The 16,672-nt window shown below is 46.5% G+C and carries 14 protein-coding genes, 1 tRNA gene and 2 pseudogenes; 14 read left to right on the top strand and 3 right to left on the bottom strand.

The window, feature by feature from the left end:
• Positions 1 to 66: 66 nt before the first annotated feature.
• Positions 67 to 2,160 (bottom strand): methyl-accepting chemotaxis protein, encoded by a 2,094-nt coding sequence (locus HGH47_RS05505; RefSeq protein WP_212566139.1) that lies wholly within the window; start codon positions 2,158 to 2,160, stop codon positions 67 to 69.
• A 410-nt stretch (positions 2,161 to 2,570) separates the two neighbouring features.
• Here HGH47_RS05505 and HGH47_RS05500 point away from each other — a divergent pair, with 410 nt between their 5' ends.
• From HGH47_RS05500 to HGH47_RS05470, 7 genes are all read left to right on the top strand, one after another.
• On the top strand, positions 2,571 to 4,064 hold the full coding sequence (locus HGH47_RS05500; RefSeq protein WP_432910882.1) for a S41 family peptidase: 1,494 nt from the start codon (positions 2,571 to 2,573) through the stop codon (positions 4,062 to 4,064).
• A gap of 17 nt (positions 4,065 to 4,081) precedes the next feature.
• The gene (locus HGH47_RS05495; protein ID WP_212566140.1) at positions 4,082 to 4,891 is read left to right on the top strand and encodes an RsmE family RNA methyltransferase; all 810 of its coding nucleotides are present in this window, start codon (positions 4,082 to 4,084) and stop codon (positions 4,889 to 4,891) included.
• A complete protein-coding gene (locus HGH47_RS05490) occupies positions 4,873 to 5,610 on the top strand; it encodes a WecB/TagA/CpsF family glycosyltransferase (RefSeq protein WP_212566141.1) in 738 nt (245 codons plus the stop codon). Before HGH47_RS05495 ends, HGH47_RS05490 begins: the two co-directional genes overlap by 19 nt.
• A 74-nt stretch (positions 5,611 to 5,684) precedes the next feature.
• The gene (mtnK, locus tag HGH47_RS05485) at positions 5,685 to 6,998 is read left to right on the top strand and encodes an S-methyl-5-thioribose kinase (RefSeq protein WP_212566142.1); all 1,314 of its coding nucleotides are present in this window, start codon (positions 5,685 to 5,687) and stop codon (positions 6,996 to 6,998) included.
• Positions 6,999 to 7,153: 155 nt separating this feature from the next.
• A tRNA-Arg gene (locus HGH47_RS05480) sits at positions 7,154 to 7,227 on the top strand.
• A gap of 148 nt (positions 7,228 to 7,375) precedes the next feature.
• Complete coding sequence (locus tag HGH47_RS05475; protein WP_432910877.1) at positions 7,376 to 8,719, top strand: MATE family efflux transporter; 1,344 nt, start codon at positions 7,376 to 7,378, stop codon at positions 8,717 to 8,719.
• Positions 8,716 to 10,299 (top strand): NAD-dependent epimerase/dehydratase family protein, encoded by a 1,584-nt coding sequence (locus HGH47_RS05470; RefSeq protein WP_432910875.1) that lies wholly within the window; start codon positions 8,716 to 8,718, stop codon positions 10,297 to 10,299. Before HGH47_RS05475 ends, HGH47_RS05470 begins: the two co-directional genes overlap by 4 nt.
• Here HGH47_RS05470 and HGH47_RS05465 read toward each other — a convergent pair.
• On the bottom strand, positions 10,280 to 11,047 hold the full coding sequence (locus tag HGH47_RS05465) for a DUF1295 domain-containing protein (RefSeq protein ID WP_432911029.1): 768 nt from the start codon (positions 11,045 to 11,047) through the stop codon (positions 10,280 to 10,282). The two genes, HGH47_RS05470 and HGH47_RS05465, sit on opposite strands and share 20 nt — an antisense overlap.
• 258 nt (positions 11,048 to 11,305) lie before the next feature.
• Here HGH47_RS05465 and nth point away from each other — a divergent pair, with 258 nt between their 5' ends.
• Entirely contained in the window at positions 11,306 to 11,947 is a 642-nt protein-coding gene (nth, locus tag HGH47_RS05460) for an endonuclease III (RefSeq protein WP_432911026.1), read from the top strand.
• 50 nt (positions 11,948 to 11,997) lie between these two features.
• Here nth and HGH47_RS05455 read toward each other — a convergent pair whose 3' ends face one another.
• Positions 11,998 to 12,768, bottom strand: a complete 771-nt coding sequence (locus tag HGH47_RS05455; RefSeq protein ID WP_432910873.1) for a metallophosphoesterase family protein — start codon at positions 12,766 to 12,768, stop codon at positions 11,998 to 12,000.
• A 24-nt stretch (positions 12,769 to 12,792) separates the two neighbouring features.
• Between HGH47_RS05455 and HGH47_RS05450 the strand changes: the two genes are divergently transcribed.
• From HGH47_RS05450 to recR, 6 genes and pseudogenes are all read left to right on the top strand, one after another.
• Positions 12,793 to 13,371: a hypothetical protein gene (locus HGH47_RS05450; protein ID WP_253676308.1), complete on the top strand. Its 579-nt coding sequence runs from the start codon at positions 12,793 to 12,795 to the stop codon at positions 13,369 to 13,371.
• Positions 13,372 to 13,480: 109 nt separating this feature from the next.
• A pseudogene (locus HGH47_RS05445) lies at positions 13,481 to 13,828 on the top strand (AAA family ATPase); the annotation flags it as partial.
• A gap of 49 nt (positions 13,829 to 13,877) precedes the next feature.
• Positions 13,878 to 15,012, top strand: a pseudogene (dnaX, locus tag HGH47_RS05440) (DNA polymerase III subunit gamma/tau); the annotation flags it as partial.
• Positions 15,013 to 15,214: 202 nt separating this feature from the next.
• Positions 15,215 to 15,730: a DNA polymerase III subunit gamma/tau gene (locus HGH47_RS05435; RefSeq protein WP_212566149.1), complete on the top strand. Its 516-nt coding sequence runs from the start codon at positions 15,215 to 15,217 to the stop codon at positions 15,728 to 15,730.
• Positions 15,727 to 16,038: a YbaB/EbfC family nucleoid-associated protein gene (locus tag HGH47_RS05430; protein ID WP_212566150.1), complete on the top strand. Its 312-nt coding sequence runs from the start codon at positions 15,727 to 15,729 to the stop codon at positions 16,036 to 16,038. The genes HGH47_RS05435 and HGH47_RS05430 overlap by 4 nt, the downstream gene beginning before the upstream one ends.
• Positions 16,038 to 16,628, top strand: a complete 591-nt coding sequence (gene recR, locus HGH47_RS05425) for a recombination mediator RecR (RefSeq protein ID WP_253676311.1) — start codon at positions 16,038 to 16,040, stop codon at positions 16,626 to 16,628. Before HGH47_RS05430 ends, recR begins: the two co-directional genes overlap by 1 nt.
• The last annotated feature ends 44 nt before the right edge of the window (positions 16,629 to 16,672 follow it).

Below are 16,672 nucleotides of genomic sequence, written 5' to 3'. Positions count from 1 at the left end.
ATGCTATCATTATCCATCTTGTCGCTCAATCCTCGTTTTTACAAACCGGTTGGTACAACATATTGTCTAGTTGACTTTAAATTTTCCTACTTCCTCTGCCAAGCTTTCAATACTCCGTTTATTTTTCTGCGTAATCTCATTGACTTCTTGTATCGCATTGTTAATTTGCACTGCACCGGAGGCCATTTCGTTCATACTGTCGGTGATAATGCGGCTAAGATTGTCTAATTTGCACATTTCTTGTGCAACGCTCTCGCCACCTTTCAGCATCTCTTCCGAACCGCTTTGAACCTCCACCGTTACCATGTTGATATTTTTGATAGCTGTTAATACTTCTTTACTGCCGTTTTCTTGTTCTTTCATCGATTTAGTTAGTAAGGCGCTCATCTCCTTAACCTGTTCGGCAAGGGTGAAAATTGCATTGAACTTTTCTTCTACCGTTTTTGAAGATGCAGAAAGCGTTTCAATTTCACCGGATAATGTTTTCAGCGTTGCGGTGATGGTTTTTCCTTGCATTGCAGAATCTTCGGCAAGTTTGCGGATTTCATCCGCAACGACGGCAAAGCCCTTGCCTGCCTCACCGGCGTGAGCCGCTTCAATCGCAGCATTCATCGCGAGTAAGTTTGTCTGCGACGCAATATGTTGAATAACGCTGCTTGCTTCCATCAGCGAGCCTGACTCTTCTGCAATCTTCTGTGTGACGGTGTTGGATGTTACCAGCGTCGCTTTGCCGTCTCCGGTTGCGCTTGTCAAGTTTTTAATTACGTCATCGGTCTTGCCGAGTGTCTGTCCGATAGAGGCGATATTCGCTACCATTTCTTCTACGGAAGAAGAAGATTGTGCAACACTTGTCGCTTGTGTTTCGATACTGTTATTCAACTGCTTTATCGTGCGGACAATCTCTTCGATAGTAGCCGCCGTTTCGGTAACACTTGTTGCTTGGGTCATCGTCTGCTGCTTAACCCCGTCGATGTTAGCGCTGATTTCATTTACTGCGCTGGCTGTTTCCGTCATATTGGAAGCAAGCTCTGCGCCGATTTCTTCCATTTCGTTACTATTTGTTTCAACCGCTTGTATTGAAGCGCCGATTTTAGCAATTGTTTCGTTAAAATATTCGGATAGATCAGTTACCTCATCATTACCGATTACAGGCAACCGTACCGTTAAATCTCCTTCCCCCTGTGCAATATTTTTTAAGGCATTAACAGCAGTCTGTACCGGCTTTACCATTGCGCGAGCGATAATATATACAATAACAATTGCCGCCAGTAAAATGATAAGCCCTATAATGAGCATAGTACCGCGCAATGTATTGACATCCCCCATAAATTCTTCTGCAGGTGCATTGACAATCACTGTCCATCCGGTCGTTTTCATTATAGCGTGCGCTGCTATTTTGTGTACATTTTTGTATTCATAGTATCCGATTGCAGAATCTTTTGCTTCAAGCGCTGTTTGCAAAAATGCTGCAAGAGAAGTAAAGACCGGATTTTTTGTAGCTTCTTCTATTGGATTAAACTGATTTGCAATCAATTCCGTATCTTGATCAGCGATGATTATTCCCGTATCCCCTATCATAGTACAATTACCGGTTTGTCCGATAACGATATCTTTTATGGCATCATACATCGCAAATCCGTCGATTGTTGCTGCGAGTATATTGCGTGCTTGATTATTATCATCATAAATCGGAACAGCAATAATGATAACTATTTTACCGTTGATAAGAGATACAAAAGGTTCGCACATTAAAGGTTTCCCACGATAGGCTTTAAACCAAGCCGTTGAAGAAATATCGCTTGTTCGCCCGTTAGCTAAATAACCGATTCCGTTTTGAGTGACAATATTAAGTATCTGAAAAGCGGCATCTTTATCGGCGAGGTCTTTTAACAATACTGCTTTTTCAAAATATGATACTTCATCACTTTGCAATGTCGGCATCTGGGCAATACCTTCAAGCAATTGAAACCACTGCTCAACCTTACCGTCCAGTATTTCAGCCGTATCATGCACCTTATCCAGCAGATGTGCTTCAATTTTTTCTATTACAGCTTTTCGTGCTGTATGAACGGCAAGTACGCTTTCTATCGTTAAAGCTGCCACAATAAGAAAACCGAAAATGATGATGAGTTTGTAGCGAATCGAAAAACGCTTTTTCATTGTATGCCTCCTGCTATATAATTCATAATTCTTAATTATGAATTCTTAATTACTTATTAGATGGAGGGCTTCTATTCTTAATGATGCATTGCCAATTATCAATTAATTGGGGGGGGGGGGTAATATATTAACTTCTTTCATTTCCGCCAATTCCTTTCGACATAAGATCGATGTTTTTAGACAAATTTACCGCAAACATCAATAAAAAAATATGTTTTACGGCAAATTCAGACGCATCTCTAAAACAAGCTTTGGTTTAAAGATACGAGCAGCAGTTTGGTAACTCCGTTGTCGAACTGTTGTGATTAATTATAACACAGAGAAAAAGAATCCGCAAGAAAATTATAGGAACCCCGGTAAACCTCGGTAAAAGGCTTGACAATTTTCCAATATAATAGAAAATATTTTCTATGAAACCTCGAAAAATTTGGATAATTACCTGTTTATTCTCCGTTATTCTCATTTCTACCGTATCGTATGCGCCGTCCGTCTTTGCGCAATCTCAGCAAGAGCAGGGGCAAAGTACGATACCGTATATGCAATACCTGCAATACTTAAATGAGGCGCTCCAGCGTTATTATGTTGATGAGGTAAAACCTGAGGTGCTCTTTCAGGGCGCAGCGGAAGGAATGCTCAATGCGCTCAAGGATCCGTATACCATGTATATCGACAACGGCAGTTTAACCGGTGTCGGGCTGCAGGATACGACAACCGGCTACTTCGGCGGCATAGGCATCACTTTTACCAAGCCGGCCGTTTCAACATCCGAACGTCCAGCCTATATTGAAGTTGCTTCCGCCCTCGAAGGAACCCCTGCGTGGAAAGCCGGTATTCAGGCGGAAGACCTCATCACCGAAATCGAAGGCGAATCCGTTATCGAGATGACGACGGCGGATGTTGTTGCAAAGCTCCGCGGAAAAATCGGCTCATCCGTTACGGTAACCGTCCGGCGGGGAAAGAATATGGAATTTCCGGCTAAGCTGGTGCGGGCACGGATTGAAGTGCCGACCATTAAATACATGAAACTTGATAAGGATATCGGCTATATCCGCCTGATAGAGTTTAATCCCAACAGCAGCCGCCGTATACGGGAAGCAATGGAAAGTCTGCAAGCGGAAGGGGTAACCAAGTTAGTGCTCGATCTGCGGAATAATCCGGGTGGGCTTATCACCGCAGCAGTCGATACGGCAAGTTTGTTTATCAAAGAAGGCTTGATCGTTTCGACAAAGTCGCGTATTCCGCAGCAAAATCTTGAGTTTAACACCAACGCTGCGATAGATGCGGTGTTTGCAAATGTGCCGCTTGTCGTGCTCATCAATAAAGGTTCGGCAAGCGCTTCAGAAATATTGGCAGGCGCCTTAAAGGATTATAAGCGCGCGTACCTCGTCGGAGAAACCAGTTATGGAAAGGGTTCCGTGCAGCAAATCTTCGATTTAACGCAAAAAGATTCCTTTAAAATGACCATTTCGCGTTATTATACGCCGAGCGATGCCAATATCGACAAAACCGGTATTAAACCGGACAAAGAAGCGGTGTTGTTCCCGCCGTTATCGGCAGATGATGAAAAGAACCTTGAAAAGCTCTTCAAAGATGAAAAAATTTCAAACTATGTAAAGAAAAACAAGGATTTAACCGCTACGCAGATTACCCGATATGCGGAATCGCTCGCAAAAGAATATTCCTTAAACAAAGAATTGCTCCGTATCTTGATTCGGCAGGAATACAATAGAACGCATACCGCGCCGGCAGCTGATATTGAATATGATGCGCCGCTGCAAGAGGCTGTCAAAATTCTTAAAAGCGGAACTTTGCCGCAGCTGCTCAAAAACAGTAAAACCGTACGTCAAATGCAGGAAGAAGCGGCGCAAGAAAAGGCTATTGCCGAGTTGAAGAAGGCTTCATAAATCGGTATTACGAAGCGATGAAGCAATTTATTATCGAGCAAGAGCCGGACAGTAACGGTATACTCACGTTGAGCGGCAAGGCTTTTGCCTATTTGGTAAAAGTACGGCGTATGCGGGAAGGCGATATCCTACCGGCGCTGCTACCCCAAAGCGGCGCTGCCGATATGGTAATCGATTCGATAAATACCGCAAAGAAAACGCTGCGGTTAAAGCGGCAAACAGCGTCGTTCGGTACAGACAATCAACCGCCGAATCGATACATCATACCCGCTTCTCCTGCCGCGCCTGCTGCCGAGTTCATCTTGCTGCAATGGGTACTCAAAGGTTCCAAGACCGATGCGATTATCCGGCAGGCAACGGAAGCGGGCGTTCGTGCCGTTTTACCGGTGATTGGAGAATTTTCCGTTGCAAAAAAACAAAACCCTGCGCAGCTGGAACGGTTCAGGCGAATCATCAAAGAAGCGCGGCAGCAATCCGGTTCTCCGGTCAATACCGTCGTTATGGAACCGGTTCCGCTTGCCCAAGCGCTCAATACCTTAAAAACGCTCGTTCCGGCTGCTCGTACCGTATTCGCTCAGTGCAGCGAAGCCGCAGGAGCGTCCGTCGGATTTCACCAACTGCTTGCAAAAAAACCTTCCCATATTGTGCTGGCTATCGGGGCGGAAGGAGGGATAAGCCCTGCGGAAGCGGCGGTGCTCCGTGAAGCGGCATTCCAAACCGTTCATTTTAAAACAAATGTATTACGTGCAGAAACCGCCGCACTGTATGCAATCGCAGCGGCACAAACTACTATAAACGAGGCTGACCAATGGCAATTACCCGTATAAGACTCTTGACAATTCCCATCGATATTCTCCCTGACGAAGATATTGAACAAACCATAATGGATATGGCGGGTAAAGGAGAACCTCAGCAGATTGTCTTCATTACGATCTGGGATTTGCTCAGGGCTCGGCGCGATGCGGAATTCCGCGCAATGCTTGAACAAGCGGCGCTCTGTCTTCCTCTTTCAAAAAGTTTATTAAAAGCGGCGCAGTTTCTCAAACTTCCCGTACCGATCAGGCGTGATTCCTTTGATATGATTATCAGAATCTTGAACATCATTGATTCTCACTATAAAACGCTCTACATCCTCGGCGGACGGGCGCAAAATTTGTTGGACGCCGAGCGCAACGTGCACGTAACCTTTCCGGGTATCGGTATTGTCGGCCGCTTTAACGGTTTTTACCGCAAGAATATGGAGCCGGATATTATCCTGTCGATTGTCAAAGCCCATCCTGCGCTATTGATTGCCGGAAACGGTGTTCCCGGCGGCGTTCGATGGATTTACCGGAATAAAGCCGAATTACCTGCAAGCATCTTTATCCACAATAACGATATCATCGACATCTTTGCAAAACGTAAAAAACGCATTTCCGATGCTGCATTTCGGAAAGGGCATGAGTTTTGGCCGCAGCTGTTGCGCAATCCCTTTAAAGTATTTTACGTATTCCGCTATCTTCTCTTTTTGATGATCGTGCTGTTCTACCGGCTCTTTAGGACATAAGGCGGTTTAACTGCGGCTGCCGATACAAATCATATTTTGTTCGATCGGTACATTTTAAGGACATACATACAACTATGGCAGAACATTACTTACTTGATACGGAAACCGTAAAGACATACCTTGTTGAAAAACTCAAGCTATTTCCCGCCGATGAACCGCTCGATGCGGAAGAAATCGGAGACGGGAATATCAACTATGTATTCCGTGTGTGTTCCCGTACAAGCGGAAAAAGTATTATTGTAAAACAGGCAGACCGGCTGCTCCGCTCATCGGGGCGTCCGCTCGACATTACCCGCAGCAAAAGAGAGGCGGATGCGCTCCGTATTTACGCCGACCTTACCCCGCAGTTTATTCCCCGTATTTACGCCTACGACGATACCATGAGCGCTATCTGCATGGAAGATATTTCCTATTGCGGTAATCTACGGAAGGAATTGATGGCGGGGCGTCCGCTTCCGGCGAACTTCGCAGAAAACGCAGCATCCTTTTTGGCCGATGCGGTTTTTGGGACAAGTGATCTATTTGTATCTCCGGAGGAAAAGAAGGAGCGGGTAAAAGCGTTTATTAATCCCGAACTGTGCGCAATTTCCGAAACGCTGGTTTTTTCCGAGCCGTACTGCAACGGAAAAAACCGCAACCGTATTACGCCCGGGAACGAGGCCTTTATTCAAAAAACGCTGTACAATGACGAAGCGCTTAAAGCCGAGGCCGCTTCGCTGCGGGAAACATTTATGAATAAGGCGGAGGCTCTTATCCACGGGGATTTACACACCGGCTCCATTTTTATCGGAAATAATACCGGCACTGCCATCGATAAGAATGGAACAACCGAGCCGTGTATGAAAATTATCGATCCCGAATTCGCTTTTTACGGCCCAATCGGATACGACCTCGGTAATATTATCGCACACCTTTATTGTGCATGGATGTATGTCGCTTTTACCCGTGGCGCCTGCTGCGACGAAAAATTCTATGCGCAGGGAGAGCTGCAATCACCCGTACCTCAGCCCCGTGCTGCCGATGATTTTACCGAACGGATAGCCGCCGCAATCGAAACCCTGCCGCAGCTTTTTACCGCAAAAGCGCTGGAACGGTGTAAAACCGTCCCATTGAGCGACCCGCTCTACAACGAACGGTATATCCGGCGGAGGCTTACTGAAATACGTGCCGATGCCTACGGCTTTGCCGGTACCGAAATAATCCGCCGCGCAGTCGGCGACACCAAAATCGCCGAATTTGACGCAATGGGGTCTGATCCGCGGCGTATTACTATGGAACGCATCGTAATAAAGATAGCCTGTAGGTTAATTAAGCGGCGGCGGCAAGCAGGTGTCGGAGCAGGCACGGTTGCATACTTTAGAAAAACGCTGTTAAACAATGAAATATGATCCGTTTGCACAAGAATAAAAACTGAGACATTGCGGTTTGGTATACGGCTTGTATCCGGTACTACTATTTTCAAAACGCCATATTTTTATTTTAAACAAGAAGAAATTAAGGGCTTGACACCCGATACCGTCTTGTGTACTATAAAACAGCCTTTGGGACTATAGCTCAGCTGGATAGAGCGTCAGATTCCGGATCTGAAGGCCGGCGGTTCGAATCCGCCTAGTCTCATTCTTTTTATAATATTTAACTTCTTGTTAGGAACCTCTAAAAACCTCAGTTTTTTAAAGATGCCCTGTTGTTTCCCGTATTTCATGCCAGCCTCGTTAGGTCTATTTTAACCGGTCTGTTGACCATTATATTTTTTTAAGGAAATAAAATGATAGTCGAACAAAGAAATAGTGATCTGACGGAAGGAATTATCTGGAAAACGCTGATTATATTTACCGTACCGATTTTGGTGGGGAATTTTTTTCAGCATTTATATACGACAGCTGATGCGGTGATTGTCGGGCGTTTTACCGGCAAAGAAGGCCTTGCCGCAATCGATTCTATTTTTAGCCTATTAAGATTACCCGTTAATTTGTTCAGCGGACTGTCGGCCGGTTCTTCAATTTTAATTCCACAGCTCTATGGAGCAAAAAAGTACAATGATCTGTCAAAGACAATGCATACGGCATTAGTACTCACGTTTATTGTCGGAACGGTTTTATCTACTATCGGTGTTTTATTGGCTCCTGCATTATTGGTAATGATGGGCGTTCCTTCCGATATTTTTAATGCAACACTAATCTATGCCAGGATATACTTCGGCGGGATGTTAATCTCGCTCTTTTATAATATTGCTGCAGGAATTTTACGGGCAATGGGAAATGCGCAAACGCCGTTTTATGCATTGGTGATTTCAAGCGGAATAAATGTTATACTCGACATTGTATTTATCGGTGTGTTCAAGTGGGGGATCGGCGGGGCAGCTTTCGCAACCGTGCTTGCACAATTATGCAGTGCATCAATTCTTTTTGTTACACTTTCAAAAAAAAGTAGCTTGTGTCCGTTGTATATTTCAAAGTTTAAAGTATACGGTACTGTAGTTGCAGCTATCACAAAACTGGGTATTCCGATAGGGTTGCAGTCAATACTTTTTCCAGTTGCAAATATGATCATTCAAGCGCGGGTAAATGCTACCGGTACGGAAAACATTGCGGCATGGGCGTTATGTGGTAAATTGGATTTTCTGATTTGGATTTCACTTGAAGCAATGGTAACCTCTGTTTCTACGTTTGTTGCACAAAACTATGGTGCGAAAAAATATGACAGGGTAAGTACGGGGGTTCGTACCGGTTTATTGATGAGTACTGCCATTATCGGAATATTGAGTGCGATCTTGTATTTATGGTGTGTGCCATTGGGAAAGCTCTTTATCAGCGCCGAAGATTATGGTATTCTTACCATTGCTGAACGGTTAATGCATCTGATGGCTCCCTTTTATACGGTATTCGTATTTTCGGAGATTTTGTCTGCAGCAATGTACGGAATCGGCGAAACATTTAAACCGATGATTATTACCTTGCTTGGAATATGTGTGTTCCGTATTCTGTGGATATGGTGTGTCGTACCGCTGTATCCTTCGATTGAAGTAATCGTGTGGGCGTTTCCTGTATCTTGGAGTTTAACTACCGTCGCATTTATTGTTGCATATCTGCGATTGCGGAGAAATATATGAAAATTATTTTTATTACCGGTGTGTCCGGAACGATGGGATCCGAAGCATTAAAACAGATTGCTCAAACGGGAGCATTCCGGTGCCGTGTTCTATTACGACCTAAAAAGGCGAATATAAAGCTGGCAAAAAAGCTTCAAAAAAACGAAAACATTGAAGTGTTGTTCGGTGATATACAAAACTACGAAGACTGCCTTGCCGGCGTAAAAGATGCAGATTATGTGCTTCACTGCGCAGCGATTATTCCTCCGGCAGCCGACCACAATCATGATGCTGCATTCCGTACGAATTGGCTGGGGACTCAAAATCTGCTTAATGCTGTGGTAGAAAACGGACAAATCGAAAAGACCAAATTCGTTTACATAGGCACCGTTGCGGAATACGGTAATAGAACATTCAAACACCCGTGGGGACGAGTCGGCGATCCGCTTCTGCCGAGTGCATTTGATATGTATGCGGCAAGCAAAGTAAAGGCTGAGCGTGCGGTTATTGAATCCCCTTTATGCTGGGTTTCGCTTCGGCAAAGCGGTATCTTATATGACGAAGTGCTTTTCAATAATATGAATGACGGGTTGATGTTTCATACGTGCTGGAATACGCCGATAGAATGGGCAACGGCGCGTACCTCCGGTCTGCTTTTGAAAAATCTCGTTGAAAAAGATACAAACGGAACGCTCAGGTCTGATTTTTGGAAAAAGGTATACAATATTGGAAACGGCAAGGATGCCCGTGTTACCGGCTTTGAAACGCTTGACCGCGGTTTTAAAATGATGGGACGGAGCGCCGAGGAAATTTTCCGCCCTGAATGGAATGCAAGCCGCAATTTCCATTGTATGTGGTTTGCCGATTCTCATATATTAAACAGCTATCTTGATTTCCAGCATGAGGGGTTTGAAGCGTTTTTTTCAAAGCTTGAAAAAAAATTATGGTATTTTAAATTGGGAAAACCGTTCCCGCGCCTTGTTCAGCGTTTTTCGATTATGCCGCTGCTGAAAACAAATAATGCTCCGGTCTTCTGGGTTACGCACAACCTCAAAAAAAGAGTTGATGCCTTTTTCGGATCGCTGGATGCATATAATGCAATCCCGCGCAGCTGGAAAAAATTTCCGTTATTGTGCAAAAATCAAAACCCTGAAACCGGTGCTGAGTTAGATTACGCGGCATTAAAAGACGAAGCATTGCTTGCAGCAAACAATATGCTTTTAAATCACGGTTATGATGAAACAAAGAAGCCGGATGAACTTGATATTGAAGATATGCAGCAGGCAGCGGCTTTCCGGGGCGGCAAGTGCAACAGTACAACGATGACCCGCGGCGATATGTACCGTCCGCTGCAATGGCAGTGCCATAATGGTCATCATTTTTCGGCGACGCCGTATTTGGTGCTTAAAACAGGGCATTGGTGTCCCGAATGCTGCAGCGTACCGCCGTGGAATTTCGGAGAGCTTGCAAAACACATTCCGTTTTATGCGCAAGTATGGTACGACGACCACACGAGTGATGAAACGGAATCGTATTCAGCAGAGGATGCCCGCGATATATTCGCCTACGAAGCAGGTTCCTCTAATATACAAAGGGGATGATACGCTTCGGTTTATAGCGGGCAAATTCGTCGGGGAAGTCTTGTGCATATTTTTTATACAAGGCATGAGACCGCGGTACTAAGTTACAAGCCGTCCAAAATAAAAACAGGAAACCGGCGGATGACCATGTTAAAACGGCGAAGCCGAGCCATTCCACTAATTCACCGAAGTAGTTTGCGCTGGTAACATAGCGGTACATCCCCTTACACGGATAGTAGTGCTTGCTGTCTCCGTTTGCTCTGAGAGAACGGATATAGGAGTCGGATTGTATATTGATAAACATACCGGCACAAAACAATACAGCGCCAATGATAAAACGGGGATCGGCAAACCAGCGCACGCTATACATTTCTGCAGGAGAAAAATAAAAAATCCATAAACCGATTAAAAGAGCATTGATCGTATTAAAGAGCATCCCCATAGATACTATGCTGAGTGGCATTTTGCTGTTCCCTTTAAGCAGCATCGGGAAAATCAGTGTGCGTTGAATGTAGTGGGCAAGGAAAAAAGATACCAGCACTATCCGCACCGGTTTGTGTGCATAGTCAAGCGTACACAGTAACGAGATCATAACGATAAGAGTCGGACACTCCATCAGCATCCACGCAGCTTTATTGTTAAAACTGAAGCCCCATTTTTTATCGATTAACTTTCCGTATCCCGCGGGAATAAAATACAAGGCTACGAAACACATCAACCCTAGTGCCAGCATCACAAGTTCAACAATGCAATATACAGAATACAACATGCGCAACAGTATCACCGCTTTTTCTTTTTTAATCAACATACCCCTGATGCAAGTGTTGAGGGATTACCCTCGCCGCACGGATCAAGCACCGGTATCAGGAAAGTGTTGATTAAAGCGAGGAGCGCATTTAATCAGTATTTCCTTAGGGTTGACAGGCTGCATAAATACTCGTAGCTTAGGGCATCTCTAAAAATTCAGGTATGGTTTTTAGAGGTTTCACTTACTTAAAAAAGGCTGAATGAGATTATGGATCCTACGATACGATTGCTTTCCGCCGATGCGGTGCACACGGTGTATGAACGGCTGCGGCAGGAAAATCCCGATCCGCGGAGTGAGCTGCATTGGAAAAATGTCTATACGCTGCTGGTTGCCGTAGTGCTTTCTGCACAGGCAACCGATATCGGGGTAAACAAGGCAAGCGCGCCTCTTTTTGAAAAGGTTGATACGCCTGAGCAAATGGTTGCGCTTGGCGAAGAAGGTCTGAAAGGTTATATCAATTCCATCAATCTATACCCGACAAAAGCAAAGCGGATTATCTCGCTCAGTAAGATTTTGATAGACCGCTATCATTCGGAGGTGCCACATGACCGCGCCGCATTGGAAAGCCTTCCGGGTGTCGGGCGGAAAACGGCCAATGTTGTGCTGAATGTAGGCTTCGGGGAGCCAACAATAGCGGTTGATACGCACATCTTGCGTACAGCGCCTCGTATCGGCCTCTCGCAGGGAACAACCCCGCTTGAGGTTGAGCAGGATTTATTGCGCGTAACGCCCAAAGAATTTTTGCCGGACGCTCATCATTGGATTTTGTTGCACGGCAGATATGTCTGTAAAGCTCGGAATCCCGATTGTGCCGAATGTAAGCTCAACGATGTATGCTTAAAAAACGGAGTGGGGGCATAGCATTGTAAGAAGGGGGGAAGAGAACAATCCGATTACTTTTACGCTCTCACTTACAATAGCGCCGTTCCCAGCCGTTGGCGTATTTTTTCATTGGTAGGGCGGGCATCATAATGCGCCGCTTTAAAAGTAACTGTGTGAGCCTTAGTATCCCATAGCAAGAAATATGCAGGGAAATGTGTTTTATCGGCAAGCTCTGTCTCCCTGTCTGCTGTTCCGCCGAATACGCGCGGAAAACCCACGCTGCCCGGATTGATAATGCAGCAATCTTTATCAAGCGGTATTGTTTGCTCCTGCTTAGGATATAAAGCTCCGTATTCCCCCTGATCGGCGTAGTAAATGGCAGCTTGGTGTGTATGTCCGCAAAAGCAGAGTTTGAAACCTTCGGCATATAAATATTGGAGCGATATTGTTGTCTCCGACCCGCCACGCAGATATTCGGTAGCGGGTTCCAGCGGCGACCCATGTACAAGCAGCGTTTTTTCGGATAAAAAGTAGAGAGGATGCAAGCCTGCCAAAAAGAATCGAGTTTTCCACGAAATAAGCGGCGCGGTGTTTTTTAGGGAACGGCGGGCATTTTCGCCGAACCAACTGCTTGGAAGCCGTTTGAGTAAGCCTGCTTCGTGATTGCCGGCAAGAAGGATGCAGGGGCGAGTATGCTTTTTCAATTCTTTTACGCGCTGAATGCACGCTTCGGGATCGGGGCCGTAGCCAACCATATCGCCAAGCGAGATAAAACCGTCGTACTGCCCCTTTACGGCTTCCAGCACAGCGGTTAGTGCTTCTAGGTTTGCATGGATGTCTGCCGTTACCAATATTTTCATAGTGAGAGGATTTCATCATACCGTATGCCGGAAAAACTTACAACAAGACTTTTTAACAATCTCCGGGATAGCTTTCAATCCGATTGGAAACTGCTTTCCGAAACGGAACATTTTCTTGCGTCTACCCCTTTGCAGCGAAATTATGAACAGCAGTTTGCTGTATGGCGTAAACAGCTGCAAACAGGGAAAAATGATGCAGTACGCGCATCGGTGCGGGAAGAGCTTATTGCATTGAGGAAGGCGCTGCGTTTGGAAGGATATGATTTATCGCTCGGAGCAATTCAGCTTATTGTAAAAGACTTTGTCAACGATGATGCGGCTGCGCGCGGTTTCCGGCGGGTTGTGATTTGTTTTTGCGATGCGGGGTTGTTTTGGCTGTCGGGCGAAGCTAATCATCTTGAACTTGGCAGTGATCTACAGGCTGAGTTGGAACGTAAGCAACTGTATGTTCATCCCGAGATGCATTATCTTTGGTTCCTGTGGGAGCGGAACGCCTTACTGTTAAGCGGTTCCGCAACCGAAACAAAAGAAGCTTTTGAGCGTCTGCAAAAACGTGCCTACGCCAATCCTCAAAAAATATTGCGGTACCTGAAAGCGTTATAATATCAGGGTTGCTTATCGTAAGACTAAATCGCTACACATCCTGTGCAGTGCATAAAAACCAGCCTCGAACGGCGGTTTGCTTTATCAAAAAACCTGCTATAATACCGGTATGAACATGACCTGCAAATTACCGATCGGTATACAGAGTTTTGAAAAGCTGCGGCAGGATGGTTACCTTTACATTGATAAAACACCGTTCATTTGGCATCTTATTCAATCATCCAGTCCTTTTTTCCTCAGCCGCCCGCGCCGGTTCGGTAAAAGCCTTTTTCTTTCAACTTTAGCGGCATACTTTTGCGGGCCAAAAGAGCTATTCAAGGGCTTGTACCTTGAAAAGGCGGAAGAAAAACAAGCTCTGCAAGAAGGTAGGAATGCATGGCAAGAATACCCCGTCCTCTATTTGGATTTTAATACAAAAAATTATATAGACCAGCAGGCTCTTGTAGATATTCTGAATCAAAAGGGATACTCTTTATCCAAACCGCAATTTATGATACTATACCCGGATGGAGTACCAAGTAACTGCGACACGGCGCAGGCCTCAGCGATTTGAAGATTTATTAGGGCAGGATTTTGTTGCGGCGACGCTGCAAAAATCCATTGAAGCAGGGAAAATAGCCCATGCGTATCTTTTTTCGGGGCCGCGTGGATGCGGTAAAACCAGTTCGGCGCGTATTTTAGCCAAGGCGCTTAACTGTGAAACGGGAACAGTCGCTACTCCCTGCGGAGTTTGCACCTCGTGCCGCGAAATTACAGCGGGGTCAAGCATCGATGTTATCGAGATAGACGGCGCCTCGAATACGAGCGTCAATGATGTGCGGCAAATCAAGGACGAAATCCTCTTTCCGCCTAATACCAGCCGGTACAAGATCTACATTATCGACGAAGTGCACATGCTTTCTACGAGCGCTTTCAATGCGTTGCTGAAAACGATTGAAGAGCCTCCTCCGTATGTTATCTTTATTTTTGCAACGACCGAACTGCACAAGGTTCCGGCGACCATCAAAAGCCGCTGTCAGCACTTCAATTTTAAATTAGTCGATGTTGAAGTGCTTAAACAAGCTTTAGCGGAAGCGGCGGCGGAGCTGCATATCGAGGCTGACGACGAGGCGCTGTACTGGATTGCGCGTGAGGCTACCGGAAGCGTGCGCGATTGCTATACGCTGTTCGATCAGGTTGCTGCTTTTTCTGACGGGCATATCACCTTTGAAAAAATACAGAGCACACTCGGTTTAACCGGTACCGATTCGATTGGCGCCTTGCTGACAGCCTGCGTTCAAAAGGATGCAGCCGCCGCGCTGCTCACCCTTGACACCATTCTACAGAACGGTGTTTCCACCGAGCAATTTACGGTAGACTGCACCAACTATATCCGCAGTCTTCTATTGATACAACAAGGCATCACAAAAGAGGCGTTGATCGGGCAGCGTGCGGAGCGGTTCCCGCAGGAGATACTGACGGGATGGGATGCGCAGCAGCTTGAGCGCGCGCTGTATCTTTTTTTGCAGCTTTTCAGAGATCTCCGCTTCTCGCTTAATCCTCGCTATGAACTGGAATTAACAGTTTCCCGCCTTGCGTGGCTTTCCGACTATGTTTCCCCTAAGGAACTGAAAGAGGCCTTTGATGCGGCTCAAGCGCTGCTCGCGGGTGTACCAACGGCGGTTCAAGCGGCAAACAGAGCGTTGCCCGGCAGCGGGGCGCCGCAAAAAGGCGGGGCTGACTCCCCTTTTTTAAGACCGGCGGCTTCTCCTCGCTGAGGGCTGCCGGCGCTTACGGAAACACCGCATCGACCGGGACACCGGTCAATGCTCCGGTAGGAACAGCAGGCACGCAGTCTGCCGGAATGCCCGTCAATGCGCCGACGGGTTATAATCAACATCCGGCAACCGGAATAATGGTACAGCAGATTCGTCCATCGGCAGCAGGACATCAATCTTCGGTAGTGCCGCAGCCTTCGGTGGTACGCCAATCTCCGGCGGAACCCCCGCCGCCGCTCCGCATCAAAAGCATTGCCGAACTTAAAGAGGCGCTCGTTCAGCATTTGCTGATAGAACATAGAATGTTGTCGGCGGCGGTTGGTAAAACGCTCAACTGGAACGAACGGGACGGCATCCTGTATATGTCCGTTCATACGCCTTTTGAAGTACAGCAGCTGCAGCGGGAAAAAAATATCCTAACCCGGAAAACGGCGGAGCTCTACGGCAAAGAGCTGAAAATACAGATAACGCTTGCCCAAGAAGAGACAGCGCAAAAAGTAGCCGTCCCCGCGCGGGTAGAGATGGTCATGCGTAATATCAAAGGCAGCATCGTTGACATACAGAAAAAAGCGGTTGTAGAAGAACCGGAGGAAGAAGAATGAATATAAATCCTTTTGAATTGATGAAAAATGCAAAAGACTTGCAGGCTCATTTCGGGAAAATGCAAGAAGAGTTGGCGGCGCTCCGCGTGCAAGGCATTTCGGGCGGCGGCTTGGTGAAAGTAACACTCAGCGGTACCTTCGATATGGTAAAAATCGAATTGGATCCCATCGCTGTCGATAACCGCGATATTCCGATGTTACAAGACCTGATCCGATCCGCTCATACCGATGCGATAGAAAAAATTAAGGATACATTAAAGGAAAAGATGGGGCCGCTCGCCGCGCTTGCGGGAGGAATGCCGTCATAATGAATGCGCTCGAAGACCTTATCGATAATTTATGCCGCCTGCCGGGTATCGGGAAAAAAAGCGCTGCACGGCTCGCGTATCATATCCTCAAACAAGAGCCGCCCTATGCCCACCGGCTGGCGGATAGCCTCTATAAACTTCACGACAGCATTAAGCCGTGCCCCGTATGCGGCGCTTTTACCGATCAGGATGTGTGTTCTATCTGCAGCGATCCGGGGCGGGACGGCTCCTGTATCTGTGTCGTGGAACAACCGCAGGATGTCTATACGCTGATGAGCATGGGCGAGTACCGCGGGCTTTTTCACGTACTCGGCGGCGTCATCGCCCCGCTTGAAGGTATCGGCCCCGAACAGCTCCGCATCGCAAGCCTCGTTAAGCGCATCGGCAGCGGGACGGCGGTAAAAGAAGTGATCCTTGCAACCAATCCGACAATCGAAGGGGATACCACCGCCCTTTATATCCAAAAGGTACTGCGCGATCTCCCCGTCGAGGTTACCCGCCTTGCATCGGGACTGCCGGTCGGCGGCGACTTGGAGTACACCGATAAACTGACGCTGATGCGCAGCTTTAAAGGCCGGATAAAGATTTAAGCTTTTGCTTGACAAAGCATAGGATTATCAGTATATCATTACAA

This window comes from Treponema sp. OMZ 805, assembly GCF_050937395.1.
In the GTDB taxonomy this organism is placed as follows: Bacteria; Spirochaetota; Spirochaetia; order Treponematales; family Treponemataceae; genus Treponema.
This window is presented reverse-complemented; position numbering and strand designations above follow the sequence as displayed.